Genomic DNA, 14,329 nt, shown 5'->3' with positions numbered 1-14,329 from the left:
TTGTCGGGTTCTTATTGAGGGGTGCGCAGTAGTAGGGCTGCGATCGGGGCGATGAGGATGAAGGCGACAGCGGCGATGCCGAGCGCGAAGCCGTAGCCGGAGGTTGTGTCACCGGCATGTACCGCGGCCAGTGACACCAGTACGGCGAGACCGAGGGTCGGTCCGATCTCCATCGCGGTGTTGACCACGCCACCGGCGAGCCCGGCCTGCTCGTCGGGCACATCGGCGACCGCGGCCACGGTCGCGCCGGCGAACGTCAGGCCGATGCCGAACGGCAGGACCAGCAGCCCGGCGACGAGGGCGCCGTCGAACCTGCTGACCAGGGCCAGTCCGGCGGCGGCCATGATCAGGCCGGTCGTGAGAACGATCCGGACGCCGAAGCGCCCCAGTAGCCGCCCGGCGACCGCGCCCGTACCGATCAGGACCGCGCCGTACGGCAGGAACGCGGCAGAGGTCAGCAGCGGAGATAGGCCACGAACCTGCTGGAGATGGAGCGAGAGGAAGAAGAAACTGGTGGCCATGCCCGCTGAGCCAAGTACGATCGCCGCCAGCGCGACGGCTCTTCGCGGTGCGGCGAAGAACGCCGGCGGCACCAGAGGGGCGGCCGTACGGGATTCCACGACCATGAAGGTGAGTAGCAGAACGACTCCGCCGATGAGCGGGCCGTACGAGCTCTCCACCAGCCCGTAGCTCAGTGTCGAGAGCCCTGCCGTCACCAGTGCGGCGCCGAGGATGTCGATGCGAGCACGCCGTACCGGCCGATCGGCGGGGAGCAGCCGGGGTGCCGCCACGATGGCGAGGGCCGCGGCGGTCGCCGGCACGCCGAATGCCCACCGCCATGACGCCCACTCGGCGAACACGCCGGACAGCAGCATGCCCCCGGTCGCACCGATGCCCGCCAGACCACCCCAGACGGCGGTGGCCCGGGCCCGCCTGTGGGGGTCGGGGAAAAGCACGCCGAGCAGGGCCATGGCCGAGGGAGCCGCCAGGGCGGCGCCGATGCCCTGAGCGAACCGCGCGGTGAGCAGCAGGGCGAGCCCGGGGGCCAGGGCGGCCGCAGCCGAGGAAACCCCGAACAGACCGAGGCCCAGCATGAACACCCGGCGCCTGCCGTACAGGTCCGCCAGCCTGCCGCCGAGCAGCAGTAACCCGCTGAACGCCAGCCCGTACGCCGTGCTGACCAGTGCCAGGTCGCCGCCGCTGAGCCGCAACTCGTCCTGGATCGCCGGCAGAGCGACGGAGATGACGGTGATGCCTGAGATCAGCACGATCTGGACGGTGCCGAGCAGAGCGAAGGCGGGGGCGGGGGCGGTCGGCCGCGTGGGTGCGGGCGAGACGGCCAGTGGGATAGTCACAGACTCCTCTTTTCTAGACTGATCGTTCTAGTTTGAAGGCGTGAAAGTCTCGCTTCATTTGAGGGCGTCGAAGCCCCGCTTCAAGGGTGCGGAAGCTCCGCGCCAGAGGAGGACGGGGCTATTCGAGAGCGCGCAGCGCCTGTGCGGCGGTGTCGTAGAGGCGCTCGGGGTCGCTGGAGCCCTTGCCGATGACCCGCATGCCCTGCATCACGGTCAGCAGGAACCGGGCGAGCGCCCGAGGATCCTTCTCCTCGGTGAGCTCGCCCTGGGCGCGGGCCCTGGTCAGCGCCGAGGTCAGCGTGGTCTCGATGAAATCCCAGTTGGACTCCACACGCCGGGCTAGCGCGGGGTCGTGCGGTGCCACCTCCACGGCGGTGTTGACCACCAGGCAGCCGCGGCGCTTCTCGTCGTGCGCGGACTCCTCGGCGAAACGCTCGACCAGCGCGCGTACGGCGGGCAGCGCCGGCCCCGGTTGTGACAGCAGGCCGATGTAGTCGATCCCGTTTTGCAGGTAGCGCTCGTAGGCCTTCAGGTAGAAGTCGCGCTTGTTGCCGAAAGTGGCGTAGATGCTGGCTCTGCCGATTCCCAGGTGCTCGACGAGGTCGGCCATCGACGTCGCCTCGTACCCCCGTTGCCAGAACAGTTCCAGGGCCGCCTGCAGTGCCGCGTCAGGATCGAACTCCTTGGTCCTTGCCATACGGCAGAACCTATGGCTTTCTAGAATGAACTGTCAAATAAGAGGTGGCGGGGATGCGCCTGTCCGCAGTGGGAGAAACAGCCTCAGAGTTGCGCGACAGGAGGTCGCATCCGGTGAGTGAACGCGCCGACACTGATCAGGAATCGTCGGCGGGTGCCGGTGGAGCGTCACGCTGTTGGTCGTCGTTGGCGAAGTGGCGCAGCAGGCAGGCAGCGCCAGTCCAGGTGGCTTCTCACTCACTTGATCAGACGGGCTGCGTGGCTCGTGGGCGAGGAAATCTCAACCTCGTGTCATTTGTGCGATCCAGGTGTCATCGTCGGTGAGAAAGTGACACGCGGCTTGAGAACCTACAAAGTCCTCCTAGTGAGGGGCCATGTCGACGAAGCGGCTGTAATGGCCCTGGAAGGCCACGGTGACCGTGGCCGTGGGACCGTTACGGTGCTTGGCCACGATCAGGTCGGCCTCGCCCGCTCGGGGTGATTCGCGCTCATACGCGTCTTCCCGGTGGAGAAGGATGACCATGTCAGCGTCCTGCTCAATCGAGTTGTGAACACCGATGCCATTAGCCACGAAATTGTGGGTGCCCAGAACGGTGGCATCGAAGACGGCCTCCTCTCCCTGACTCTCGATGGAGACGACTTCATCCCAGAAGACATCATTGGTGGCGATCATCTCCAGTTGGGCGTCATCGAGAATGGTCGCCACCCTTCCCAGGCGTTCACGGCTTGGAGCACCCTTCCGCAAGGCGCTCCCGCAGAACTGGGTGCCAGGCTGCGCCGAGAACTCGCGGTGGGTCATGCCCTTCTCCGTCAGTACGCTCCGCACCTTGTCCCAGACCTCGCGAGGAACGGTGTCCGGGTTGGTGTTCGCCGTTATTCCACGTAGTGCGGTAGCGCACCGCTCTGCCTGCGCCGACCGTTCGCCGTGAACGCCGATGTCATCGATGAAGCGAAGTTGGTTCTCTGCGCCATAAATGAGCAACTGATATCCCGGCCGGTAATCGCCTTTTTTGACCTCCTTCACCCTGGTCATCACATTGAAGCGCAGAAGAAGCCGGGCAACGTCGTCGACCAGGCGACGACTGGTGGATGCGTAGTAAATCCGCGCCTGGCCGATCTTCTCGTCCCACCAGACACAGCCATCGGTTGCCCAGAGGTGGCGCAGGAAGAGAGCAACCTGAGGCTTGGCCAGAGAGAAGACCCCCTCAGGGACATATTTCTCATGGCTTCCAAGCCCGAAGAGCCCAAGTGAATCAAGCCCGGAGGCAATCGGGTTTCTCTTGCCATGGGTCAGGCGGTAAGGCGCAGGAAGACGCAGAGTAGTTACCCCGGCAGCCTCGAACTCATCCCGGACAGCGGTGATGCCGAAGTGTTTCGCCGCGTCGGTCATCGCTTCGAGGCAGGCCTCGTCCTTGCTGGCGTAGCGCATCGGCTGGGACTTCACGAACGACCCGTCACCGATCATGTGCGCCAGCAGGACGACTTCGTCTTCCGGCCATTCTTGGAGCTGCCCGGGGGGCGGCACGTGACGAGGCACCGCCAGCCGTGCCCCCGGACGGAGTTCACCCAGGGGACGCCATCCGTCGTAGGTCATGAAGGGATGATTCGCCGTTGCCTTGATCTCCCTGCCAGACCTCAACCGGAGCCTGAAGACTTCCTTGATCCCACTTGGGAACACATGGGTCATGGTTCGCGGGATGAGACGCAACCGCTCGTCAAGCGACCACACGGGAACGTCACGCTCCCCGCTCTCCAGCAATTCTCCCAGGGACACCTCCGCACCGGTGTCAGCCCGGAGAACACGGGTATCCGCCGTGAGACACCCCGATTCACGGAGGTCGCTCACCATGGGGCGCTTGTCGGTCCGCTGCTCGGGGCCACGGTTGAGCTGGGAGATCGCGATGACCGGGACCTCCAGCTCCTTGGCGAGCAGCTTGATGGCACGGGAGATCTCGGAGACCTCGTTCTGGCGGCTCTCGGTCTTCTTCGGCGAGGACATCAGCTGCAGGTAGTCGATGATGACGAAGCGCAGGTCGTTGCGCTGCTTGAGACGGCGGCACTTGGCCCGGATCTCCATCATCGACATGTTGGGCGAGTCGTCGATGAACAGCGGCGCCTCGGCCACCTCACCCATCCTCCGGGCCAGCTTGGCCCAGTCGTCGTCGCTCATCGTGCCCGACCGCATGTTCTGCAGCGACACCCGCGCCTCGGCGGACAGCAGGCGCATCGTGATCTCGTTACGCGACATTTCCAGCGAGAACACGACAGTCGTCATACCGTGCTTGATAGCGGCAGATCTGGCGAAATCTAGCCCCAAAGTCGATTTGCCGATGGCAGGGCGGGCGGCCACGACGATCATCTGGCCGGGATGGAGACCGTTGGTGAGGGCGTCTAGGTCCTGGAAACCGGTGGGGACGCCGACCATCTGGCCGCCTCGGCCGCCGATGGCCTCCAGCTCGTCGAGGGCTCCCGGCATGATGTCGGCCAGGGGGATGTAGTCCTCGGAGGTGCGGCGCTCGGTGACCTTGTAGATCTCGGCCTGGGCGCGGTCGACGAGCTCGTCGACCTCCTCGTCCTGCCCGCCGTACCCGAAGGAGACGATGCGGGTGCCGGCCTCGATCAGCCGCCGGAGGATGGCCTGCTCGCGGACGATCCTGGCGTAGTAGCCGGCGTTCGCCGCGGTGGGCACGACGGCCGTCAGCGTGTGGAGGTAGGCGCCGCCACCGACCCGGGCGACCTCACCGCGCTTCTGCAGCTCGTCGAAGATGGTGACGGCGTCGGCGGGGTCGCCGCGTCCGTAGAGGTCGGTGATGATGTCGTAGATGATCTGGTGGGCCGGGCGGTAGAAGTCGTCGGACCGCACGATCTCGACGACGTCGGCGATGGCGTCCTTGGACAGCAGCATGCCGCCGAGGACGGACTGCTCGGCCTCGATGTTGTTCGGTGGGGTGCGCTCGAATCCCGGCTCAAACACCGGTGGCTCCGCGATGCTCACCGCCCACCCCCTCTTTCGAACACAGTTACGCTATCCCCATTTGTAGCCGACCAGTCTGACAGTTTCGCCGCTCTCCGGACCATGTGGCAACGCGGCCTGTAGACAGGGGTGTGGATAAGGTGGGGAGTTCTTCCCCAGATGAGGGGACACCCTGTGGACAGCCCTGTGGACAACTCTTTTCCACAGACCGGAAAGCCCCTCTGAGCAGCAGAAACCTCATCCACTGCCTGTGGAGAAAAGAAAGTTGGGGCGACACGCCGAGACTCTCCTCACATGGCACGTGACGTCCCTTTGATCCTTTTGGGGGCAGTGCTGGGGGTAAGAGGCACAATAGATCCGTGCCTCTTACCCCCAGCGCGGGCCGCGCCCATGACAGGCAGATCCTCCGGCTGGCCGTACCGGCCTTCGGAGCGCTGGTCGCCGAGCCGCTGTTCCTGCTGACCGACACCGTCATCGTCAGCCACCTGCCGGCACCCGCGCTCGGCGCGCTGGGGGTGGCGAGCACCGTGCTGAGTGTCCTGGTGGGGCTGTGCGTGTTCCTGGCGTACGGAACGACGGCGGCGGTGGCCCGGCAGATCGGTGCGGGGAACACCCGGCGGGCGGTCCAGCAGGGGGTGGACGGCCTCTGGCTGGCGGTCGGGGCCGGGCTCGCGATCATCGCGGTGGTATGGCCGCTCGCGCCCTTCCTCGTCCATCTGATCGGCGCCGAAGGTGAGCTCGCCCGGCAGGCGGTGACCTATCTGAGGATCAGTCTGCTGGGCGTCCCGGCCATGCTGCTCGTCCTGGCCGGCACCGGCGTGCTGCGCGGCATGCAGGACACCGCGACTCCGCTGCTGGTGTCCGTCGGGTCGTTCGCGCTCAACGCGTTGCTCAACCTCGCGTTCGTCCTGGGCCTGGGCTGGGGCATCGCGGGCTCGGCCTGGGGCACGGTGCTGGCCCAGTCACTCGGCGCCGCGGTCTACCTCGTCCTGATCTTCGGACGGCACGGGGCGCGGCTCCGGCCCGATCTGGCGGGCATCCGGGCAGCGGGCTCGGCCGGGATCGCTCTGATCATCCGTACGGCGTGCATGCAGGTGGTGCTGACCATCGCCGCGACCGTGGCCACGCGCATGGGAGAGGACCAGATCGAGGCTCACACGGTCGCCCTGCGGATCTGGACCCTGCTGGCCTTCGCGCTGGACGCGATCGCCATCGCCGGGCAGGCCATCACCGGCCGCACCCTGGGCGCCGGTGACGTCGCGGGGACCCGGGCGGCGACCCTCCGGATGGTCATGTGGGGGATCGGCTCGGGGGTGGTGTTCGGGCTCGTGGTGATCGCTGCCAGGCCGTTCGTTCCCGCCCTGTTCGACGCGGGACCGGCGGTGGCCGGGCGGCTGCTCGACCTGCTCTGGGTGATAGCGGTCCTGCAGCCGATCGCGGGGGTGGTGTTCGTGCTGGACGGGGTGCTCATCGGCGCCGGCGACCAGCGTTACCTCGCCTGGGCGGGGCTGTGGACCACGGTCGCCTACCTACCGGCCGTGCTGCTGGTGACCGTCACCGGGAGCGGCCTGGTGGCGCTCTGGCTGGCGCTCGGGGTGTGGATGGCGGCGCGGCTGATCACTCTGGGACTGCGCGCGTACGGCGGGACGTGGCTGGTGATCGGTGCGTGACCAGGCGGTGTCCACCACGTGACCGGCTACCTCTTCAGCATCGCGGACGCCGGGCGGCCACCATGGCCGGCCCCGGCGTGGTCCTCTCCTTCATGATCGCTGGGATCACCGGCCTGCTCGTACGGCCGCGGCCACCCTGCACTCACCGCTGCTCGGCATCGTTTTCGGCCAGACGAGCGCGTTCGGCTGTACTTCGGGGACTGGATGGCCTTCGGCGTGCTGGTCTACCTGGCGTACGGCAGGCGCAACAGCGTGCTCGCCGGGATCCGGTCACCCGCCGCGCCCATCAGCGAGACCCGTGGACGGCACCGCCGCTGACCGGCCTCCTCTACAACCGCCGGGCGTCGATCACGCTCTGCAGGAACTCCTGGGTCCGGGGCTGCCGGGGATCGGTGAAGATCTGCTCGGGAGTGCCCCGCTCCAGAAGCACGCCGCCGTCCAGGAAGCAGACGGTGTCCGCGATCTCCCGGCAGAAGCCCATCTCGTGAGTGGTCAGGATCATGGTCATCCCGCCCTCCTTGAGCTCCCGGATGATCCCGAGCACCTCCTTGACCAGCGCCGGGTCCAGTGCCGAGGTGACCTCGTCCAGCAGCATCAGGCGGGGCCGGGTGGCCAGTGCCCGGATGATGGCGGCGCGCTGCTGCTGGCCGCCGGAGAGCCGGTCGGGATAGGCGTCCGCCTTGTCCGCCAGGCCGAATCTGGCCAGCAGCTCACGGGCCTGCTCCTCGGCCTGCCTCCGGCCGATCCCGTGCACCTTGCGCGGTGCCAGCGTGATGTTGTCCAGCACGGTCATGTGCGGGAAGAGGTTGAACGCCTGGAAGACGATGCCCATGCGCTTGCGTACCCCGTCGGCGTCGGCCCGGACATCGGTGATCTCCTCGCCGTCCAGGTAGATCGCACCGTCGTCGACGGTCTCCAGCAGGTTCACGCAGCGCAGCAACGTGGACTTGCCCGATCCGGAGGCCCCGATGAGACATACCACCTCGTGCGCCTCGACCGACAGATCGACTCCACGCAGCACGCTGTTGCCGTGGTAGTTCTTCCAGACGCCCTCAACGGTCAGCAGGCTCATGGGTTCTCCTCACCTGGCGGCCCGGCGGGCCATGGACCGGCACTTCCGCTCCCGCAGGCCCACCCGCAGCGGGAACTCAATGGCCTCGCCGCCGCTGCGAGCGGGCCGCCAGATAGTCGGTGAAGCGGGCCATGGGGATGGTGAGCAGGATGAACAGCAGCGCCGCCGCCAGGTAGGGCGTGTAGTTGAAGGTGCTGGCGGCATGGATCTGCGCCTGGCGCAGGGCCTCCAGCGGGCCGATCGTGGCGACCAGCGCGGTGTCCTTCTGCAGCGAGACGAAGTCGTTGAGCAGCGGCGGCACGACACGGCGCACGGCCTGTGGCACCACTACGTGACGCATGGTCCTGCCGTGGCTCAGCCCGAGGGATCGGGCCGCGGCCCACTGGCTCGGGTGCACCGAATCGATGCCCGACCGGAACACCTCCGCCACGTACGCTCCGTAGGACAGGGTGAGCGCGATGATGCCCAGTGTCGCCAGATCCGTCGGCATGCCCTGCAGTCCGAGCGCGGGCAGGCCGAAGCCGACGAGGTAGATGACCAGAATCGTGGGCACGCCGCGGAAGATGTCGGTGTAGGCCACCGCGAGGGCGCGCAGCGGGAAGAACACGGGGGCCTTGAGGTTGCGGGCCAGCGCGACCAACAGGCCCACGATCAGGATCAGCGGCTCGGCGATCAGGAAGATCTTGATGTTGAGCAGGAACCCGCTCAACACGTCCGGCAGCGCCCGGACGAACTGCTCGGAGTTGAAGAACGTCTCCTGGACCCGGGGCCAGCCGGGCGAGTTGGTGAAACCCCAGACGAGCAGGACGATCACCAGGATCGTCGAGACGGTCGCGACCGAACTCGACCGCATCGAGTGGTTCCTGCGGAGTCGCTCCCGCTCCGCCTGCTGTTCGCTCTTCACCCAACCGGCGGGGGCCGTCACACGATCACCGTTCCCCGCCGGGTGACGGTGTCCGGCGCGTGGAGCGGACCCCGTATCGGCGGGATGCCTGCGCCTGAGTCACTTCAGCTCCGGAGCACCCGCCGCCGAGCCGAGCCACTCGGTCTCGATCGCGGCGAGCTCACCGGAGGAGGTCAGCTTGTCGATTGCCTCGTTCACGCAGCCCACCAGCGGGCTCCCCTTCTCGAAAACCGCGCCGAAGACCTCAGGCGTGCCGGAGACGGCGCCGAACTGACCGACGATCTTGGAGTTCTCGACCTGTGCGGCGGTCACGTAGAACGCGGTGGGCAGGTCCACCACGACGGCGTCGACCTGCTTGTTCTTCAGCGCGTTCACCGCGTCGATCTGCTCGTTGTAGACGTTCGGCTCGGCTGCCGGCTTGATGACGTCCTTGACCGCCTGCAGGGAAGTGGTGCCGACCTGCACGCCGATCTTGGCGTCCTTGAGGGCGGCCAGGTCCGTCGCCGCGGCGACCTTGGAGCCGTCCAGCGCGACCACCGCCTGCTTGACCGTGTAGTAGCCCCGGCTGAAGTCGACGACCTTGGCCCGGTCCGGGGTCACGGAGACCTGGTTGAGGTCGAAGTCGAACTGCTTGGCGCCCGGGGCGAACGCGGAGTCGAACTTCACGGTGGCCCAGGCCACCTCGCTGTCTCCGAAGCCGAGCTGCTTGGCGACGGCGTAGGCCACCGCGCTCTCGAAGCCCTTGCCGTTGGCCGGCGCGTCGTCCTTGAACCACGGCTCGTACGCGGGCTTGTCGGTGCCGATGGTCAGCTTGCCCGCGGTCTTCAGCGTGAGCTGGTCCTTGGCACAGGTGGCCGGTGCGGAGGGGCCGGCCTGGACCGTCGTGTCCGATGCCGGCGCACAGGCTACGGCGGCCACCGCGATGGCGCCGAGCGCGAGCAGCATCGAAGGACGAACCATGACAAACCTCCTAAGTGAGCAAAGACTCATGAATTCTACGCATCCGCAACGAACTGGAATGACATGGTCTCGCCATATGGACAGGGGCCCCTTCCCGCAGGCGGGAAGGGGCCCCTGTGTCACGCATGGGCGGTCAGACCGCGACGACCTCGACATCGAGGGCGGCGGAGACCTCCGGGTGCAGCTTGACGCTGACCTGGTGGGAACCGAGGCTCTTGATCGCGGGAGCGATCTCGATGCGACGGCGGTCGAGCAGGGGGCCACCGGCGGCCTTGACGGCGTCGGCGACGTCACCCGTGGTGATGGAGCCGAAGAGACGGCCGGACTCGCCGGCCTTCGTCTTCAGGATCACCTTCAGGGACTTGAGCTGGCCGGCGACTTCCTTGGCGGTGCCGAGGTCGCGGATCTCGCGGGCGTCACGGGCCTTCTTGATCGAGGCGATCTGCTTCTCGCCGCCGCGCGTCCACAGGATCGCGAAGCCACGGGGGAGCAGGTAGTTGCGGCCGTAACCGCTCTTGACCTCGACGATGTCGCCGGGGGCGCCGAGGCCGGTGACCTCACTGGTGAGAATGAGCTTCATCTGTCCGACCTCCTTAGCGCGCGGTGCTCATGTACGGCAGGAGCGCCATCTCACGAGCGTTCTTGATAGCGGTCGCCACGTCACGCTGGTGCTGGGTGCAGTTGCCCGTCACCCGGCGAGCACGGATCTTGCCGCGGTCGGAAATGAACTTCCGGAGCAGCGCCGTGTCCTTGTAGTCGACGTAGGAGATCTTGTCGTGGCAGAACAGGCAAACCTTCTTCTTAGGCTTGCGCAGTGCCGGCTTGGCCATCGTGGTGCTCCTTTCAGAGCCCCGCCGCGAGGCGGGAATGGTCGCTGCGGATATGGACTGGTGTGGGGATGCGATCCCCGGCCGTCCCGGAGGACGGCCGTCTGGACCCGGGCCTTGACAGGACCCGGAAGGCCTAGAAGGGCGGTTCGTCGCTGAAGTCGCCGCCACCGAAGTTGTTGCCGCCACCCTGCGGCTGGCCGCCCCCGAAGTTGTTGCCGCCGCCGCCGTATCCGCCACCCTGAGGGGCGGAGGGCGCCGCGGAGGCCCACGGGTCGTTGGCGGGACCGCCACCGAAGCCGCCGCCACCGCCGCCACCCTGACGGGTGGTCTTGTTGACCTTGGCGGTCGCGCTCTTCAGGGAGGGGCCGACCTCGTCGACCTCGACCTCGTAGACCGTGCGCTTCTCGCCTTCCTTGGTCTCGTAAGACCGCTGACGCAGCCGTCCCTGGACGATGACCCGCATGCCGCGCTGGAGGCTCTCGGCGACGTTCTCCGCCGCCTGCCGCCATACGTTGCAGGTCAGGAACAGGCCTTCGCCGTCCTTCCACTCGTTGGTCGTCTTGTCGAGAAACCTCGGAGTGGACGCGATGCGGAACCGGGCCACAGCTTGCCCCGTGGGGGTGAACCGCAGCTCCGGGTCGTCGACAAGGTTGCCGACGATGGTGATCGTGGTGTCGCCTGCTGCCATGGCTAGCGCTGCCCTTCCTGCGGCCTTAGCTGGTTATCGGCTCAGAGTACGGCTGACGTCCGACAAAAGCCGGGAGTTAGTGCACGTCCGGGCGGAGGACCTTGGTACGCAGGATGCCCTCGTTGAGGTTCATCTGGCGGTCGAGCTCCTTGACCGTGGCGGGCTCGGCGGTCAGGTCGATGACGGCGTAGATGCCCTCGGGCTTCTTGGCGATGTCGTAGGACAGCCGGCGACGGCCCCACACGTCGACCTTCTCCACGCTGCCGCCGTCATTGCGGACCACCGTGAGGAACTGGTCGAGGGAAGGGGCCACCGTGCGCTCATCGAGCGAAGGGTCGAGAATGACCATCATTTCGTAACGACGCATGCTGGCTTCCAACCTCCTCTGGACTCTTGCGGTCACGACACCGTGCCGTGACAGGAGGACGCTGACGTCTTCACCGCGGACGCCCATTTCGGCGACCGTGATGGAGGGCGGGCATTAACACGCCCAGGCAACGTAGCCGTGCCAGCCTACCAGGCTGTCAAGGGTTGGGCGGTCACCTCGCCGGGCACCTTCATAGCAAGGAAAAGGGGGGTGGTGGGGCATGTCGCGCGCGTCTCGTCCCACCGGGGGCCGGCTGTCCCGCTTGAGGCTGAACAGCGACGGGCGAAGGCATCCCGTGCAGAACATCCTGAGCGTCGTCACGCTCGCCTGCGGGCTGGTGGCCCTCGTGACCGCGTTCATCCCGAGCGCGCACGCGATCGCCGCCTGGTTCGGGGTGGTGGGGTTCGTCGGAGGTCTCTTCTCGCAGTACGTCTCGGCCACGACGGCGGAGCGCTCACTGAACATCGTGGGCATCGTGGCCTCGTTCGTGGGCGTGGCCCTCGGCATCTACCACGGCGGTTTCTACCCCTGAGCCCACAGGCTCGCAGGACCGGCGGGTCATGGACCCGGAAGGCCGCGCCCTGGCGGCTAACCGCCCAGCCGCAGGTCCACGCCGAGCAGGACGAGGAACCACAGGAAGACCGCCGGCAGTGCCTCGGCGACGTCCTTCAGGAGCTTGGGGGTGATGTAGTCGTATACCCAGGCCACGTAGAGGCCGACCAGGATGTAGATCAGGCCGATCAGGCCGATCCCTCTTCGGTACATGTCGACTCCTTGCGTCAGCCCGCTTGGGGGGCGGGATGGGGGGCGCGCCGTCCGACTGCCCGGGGAAAGCGGTCTGAAACGGCTAGGCTCGAACACATGCCGCGTATCGGAGCCCATGTCGACCAGGACGACCCGCTGGCCCACGCCAGGACGCGTGACGCCGAGGTCGCGCAGTTCTTCCTCGGTGATCCCCAGGGCTGGAAGGGCCCCGTCATCGGGGAGAAGGCACGGGAGATCAGAGATTCCGACGTGGACGTCTACATCCACGCGCCCTACGTGATCAACGTGGCCACGGCCAACAACCGGATCCGCATCCCCAGCCGCAAGCTGCTGAGCTCGAATCTCGCGGCCGCGGCCGAGCTGGGCGCCAAGGGCCTCATCGTCCACGGCGGGCACGTGAACGCCGGTGACGACCCGCAGCAGGGCTTCGACAACTGGCGCAAGGTGTTCGAGCGCCTGGAGGAGCACCCGGTCCCCGTGCTCATCGAGAACACCGCGGGCGGCGACAACGCCATGGCCCGCAGGCTGGAGCGGATCGCCCGGCTGTGGGATGCCCTCGACGGGTTCGACGTGGGCTTCTGCCTGGACACCTGCCACGCGCACGCGGCCGGCGAGGAGCTGACCGACCTGGTCGAGCGGATCATGGCCATCACCGGCCGGATCGACCTGGTCCACTGCAACGACTCACGGGACGCCGCGGGCTCGGGGCGGACCGGCACGCCAACCTCGGCGCGGGACGGATCGACACCGAGCTCATCCTCGCGGTGTGCCGGAGCGCGGACGCGCCGATCGTGGTGGAGACCCCGTCCGACGGTCAGGCCCAGGACATCGCCCTCCTCAGGAAGAGTCTTTGATCCACAGCCTGTGGATAACTTTTCTGGATTACTCCACGCCATGGGTGGGTAAGGAGTGTCACCCCACCCAGGCACCGTTCATGAAAGTCAGCGTGTTGAGTGCCATCAGCGGGCCGACCACCAGCGCGTAGGCGAGGATCACCCACCGTCTCCAGCGCGCGCCGGGGGTGCTCGCCCGTGCGATGAGCAGGAAGAGCGGCCACCACAGCAGCGCCGAACGCGGGATGGACAGGTAGTAGGCGGAGCAGATCAGGGCGCCTACCTGGAGCCCCACGTACACGAACTCACTCCACCGCCGCAGGTAGAGCAGGACCAGCACGAGCCCGACCCCGACGATCGCCCCGGCGATCTCCAGCCGGAACGCCCAGGCGAACTGCCCCTCCGCCATGGCCGAGTTCCATGTCGTGATCAGCGACTCCCACGGCCACACCAGGTGCCGGCCCCACCCGGCCTCCTGCGCGTGCTTCCACGCCAGCCAGTCACCGCTGATGCCGTAGTGGTAGGCCGAGTAGAGCACCAGCGGCACGAACGGCAGCACCAGCCAGCCGGCCTGCCGTACAGACTGCCGCCTGGTGAAGAACTCCACGATCAGCGCGAAGGCCAGGAACAGGCCGGTGATCCGCATGCAGGAGGCGCCCGCGGCGAGGCAGGCGGCCAGCGGCCACCGCCCCTGGCGCGCCGCCAGCCAGGCGGGGATCGCGAAGGCCAGGAACAGGGCCTCGCTGTACCCGGCGAACAGGAACACCGACATCGGCCAGAGCAGCAGCGCCAGCACCGCGCGCCAACCGGCTCCCGGCGGCCCCTCGAACTCGGCGAGCCCGGCCAGCGCCGCCATCGCCACGGCACCCGCCATGAAGGAGATGAGCAGCCCGGCGAGCGTCCAGTCCTCCACCAGGAGGTGCACGGCGCGCAGCGCCAGCGGCATCCCGGGGAAGAACGCGGGCAGGCCCCTGTCGGGCTCGGCGGCGGGGTCCCCGCCGTAGCCGTGCTGGGCGATGGTGATGAGAAGCTGGGCGTCCCAGTGCTTCCAGCGCTCCAGGAACGGTACGGCGGCCGCTCCCCCGGACGCGGCTCCCGCTCCCACGACGGCGAGGACGACGATTCCCAGCCGGGAGCTCAGCCAGAGCATCAGTGCCTCCATCGCGGTGGCGCGTGGAGGTGTGAGGGGAGTGGCCATACGGTGGGATTGTGGCG

At 67.4% G+C, this 14,329-nt stretch carries 15 protein-coding genes; 3 read left to right on the top strand and 12 right to left on the bottom strand.

Annotated elements, in window-relative coordinates:
- Positions 1-11 precede the first annotated feature (11 nt).
- The 3 genes from FHR32_RS14060 to FHR32_RS44365 all read right to left on the bottom strand — a co-directional run bounded on the left by FHR32_RS14060 (position 12) and on the right by FHR32_RS44365 (position 5,046).
- Positions 12-1,355 carry an MFS transporter gene (locus tag FHR32_RS14060; RefSeq protein ID WP_184754710.1) on the bottom strand — a complete coding sequence of 448 codons (1,344 nt, stop codon included), beginning with the start codon at positions 1,353-1,355 and terminating at the stop codon, positions 12-14.
- Positions 1,356-1,473: 118 nt separating this feature from the next.
- Complete coding sequence (locus FHR32_RS14055) at positions 1,474-2,052, bottom strand: TetR/AcrR family transcriptional regulator (RefSeq protein ID WP_184754709.1); 579 nt, start codon at positions 2,050-2,052, stop codon at positions 1,474-1,476.
- A 360-nt stretch (positions 2,053-2,412) separates the two neighbouring features.
- Positions 2,413-5,046: a replicative DNA helicase gene (locus FHR32_RS44365; protein WP_184754708.1), complete on the bottom strand. Its 2,634-nt coding sequence runs from the start codon at positions 5,044-5,046 to the stop codon at positions 2,413-2,415.
- 338 nt (positions 5,047-5,384) lie between these two features.
- Here FHR32_RS44365 and FHR32_RS14045 point away from each other — a divergent pair, with 338 nt between their 5' ends.
- On the top strand, positions 5,385-6,695 hold the full coding sequence (locus FHR32_RS14045) for an MATE family efflux transporter (protein ID WP_184754707.1): 1,311 nt from the start codon (positions 5,385-5,387) through the stop codon (positions 6,693-6,695).
- Between the two features lie 328 nt (positions 6,696-7,023).
- On the opposite strand, the gene FHR32_RS14040 is transcribed toward FHR32_RS14045, so the two are convergent.
- From FHR32_RS14040 to rpsF, 7 genes are all read right to left on the bottom strand, one after another.
- Positions 7,024-7,767: an amino acid ABC transporter ATP-binding protein gene (locus tag FHR32_RS14040; protein ID WP_184754706.1), complete on the bottom strand. Its 744-nt coding sequence runs from the start codon at positions 7,765-7,767 to the stop codon at positions 7,024-7,026.
- Between the two features lie 76 nt (positions 7,768-7,843).
- Positions 7,844-8,692: an amino acid ABC transporter permease gene (locus FHR32_RS14035; protein ID WP_184754705.1), complete on the bottom strand. Its 849-nt coding sequence runs from the start codon at positions 8,690-8,692 to the stop codon at positions 7,844-7,846.
- Positions 8,693-8,770: 78 nt separating this feature from the next.
- The gene (locus FHR32_RS14030) at positions 8,771-9,631 is read right to left on the bottom strand and encodes an ABC transporter substrate-binding protein (protein ID WP_184754704.1); all 861 of its coding nucleotides are present in this window, start codon (positions 9,629-9,631) and stop codon (positions 8,771-8,773) included.
- Between the two features lie 133 nt (positions 9,632-9,764).
- Positions 9,765-10,211, bottom strand: coding sequence for a 50S ribosomal protein L9 (gene rplI, locus FHR32_RS14025; protein ID WP_184754703.1), 447 nt, complete (start codon positions 10,209-10,211; stop codon positions 9,765-9,767).
- A 13-nt stretch (positions 10,212-10,224) separates the two neighbouring features.
- Positions 10,225-10,461, bottom strand: coding sequence for a 30S ribosomal protein S18 (gene rpsR, locus FHR32_RS14020; protein ID WP_012895699.1), 237 nt, complete (start codon positions 10,459-10,461; stop codon positions 10,225-10,227).
- 133 nt (positions 10,462-10,594) lie between these two features.
- A complete protein-coding gene (locus FHR32_RS14015) occupies positions 10,595-11,149 on the bottom strand; it encodes a single-stranded DNA-binding protein (RefSeq protein ID WP_184754702.1) in 555 nt (184 codons plus the stop codon).
- Positions 11,150-11,225: 76 nt separating this feature from the next.
- The gene (gene rpsF / locus FHR32_RS14010) at positions 11,226-11,516 is read right to left on the bottom strand and encodes a 30S ribosomal protein S6 (RefSeq protein WP_184754701.1); all 291 of its coding nucleotides are present in this window, start codon (positions 11,514-11,516) and stop codon (positions 11,226-11,228) included.
- 295 nt (positions 11,517-11,811) lie between these two features.
- On the opposite strand from rpsF, the gene FHR32_RS14005 reads away from it, so the two are divergent.
- A complete protein-coding gene (locus FHR32_RS14005) occupies positions 11,812-12,048 on the top strand; it encodes a hypothetical protein (protein ID WP_312882327.1) in 237 nt (78 codons plus the stop codon).
- A gap of 56 nt (positions 12,049-12,104) precedes the next feature.
- On the opposite strand, the gene FHR32_RS14000 is transcribed toward FHR32_RS14005, so the two are convergent.
- On the bottom strand, positions 12,105-12,281 hold the full coding sequence (locus FHR32_RS14000; RefSeq protein ID WP_184754699.1) for a hypothetical protein: 177 nt from the start codon (positions 12,279-12,281) through the stop codon (positions 12,105-12,107).
- A gap of 96 nt (positions 12,282-12,377) precedes the next feature.
- Here FHR32_RS14000 and FHR32_RS13995 point away from each other — a divergent pair, with 96 nt between their 5' ends.
- Complete coding sequence (locus FHR32_RS13995) at positions 12,378-13,187, top strand: deoxyribonuclease IV (RefSeq protein WP_246466148.1); 810 nt, start codon at positions 12,378-12,380, stop codon at positions 13,185-13,187.
- 6 nt (positions 13,188-13,193) lie between these two features.
- Here the strand turns inward: FHR32_RS13995 and FHR32_RS13990 are convergent, their stop codons facing one another.
- On the bottom strand, positions 13,194-14,312 hold the full coding sequence (locus FHR32_RS13990) for a mannosyltransferase family protein (RefSeq protein ID WP_184754698.1): 1,119 nt from the start codon (positions 14,310-14,312) through the stop codon (positions 13,194-13,196).
- Between the last annotated feature and the right edge of the window lie 17 nt (positions 14,313-14,329).

It is taken from the genome of Streptosporangium album (assembly GCF_014203795.1).
Taxonomy (GTDB): domain Bacteria; phylum Actinomycetota; class Actinomycetes; order Streptosporangiales; family Streptosporangiaceae; genus Streptosporangium; species Streptosporangium album.
This window is presented reverse-complemented; position numbering and strand designations above follow the sequence as displayed.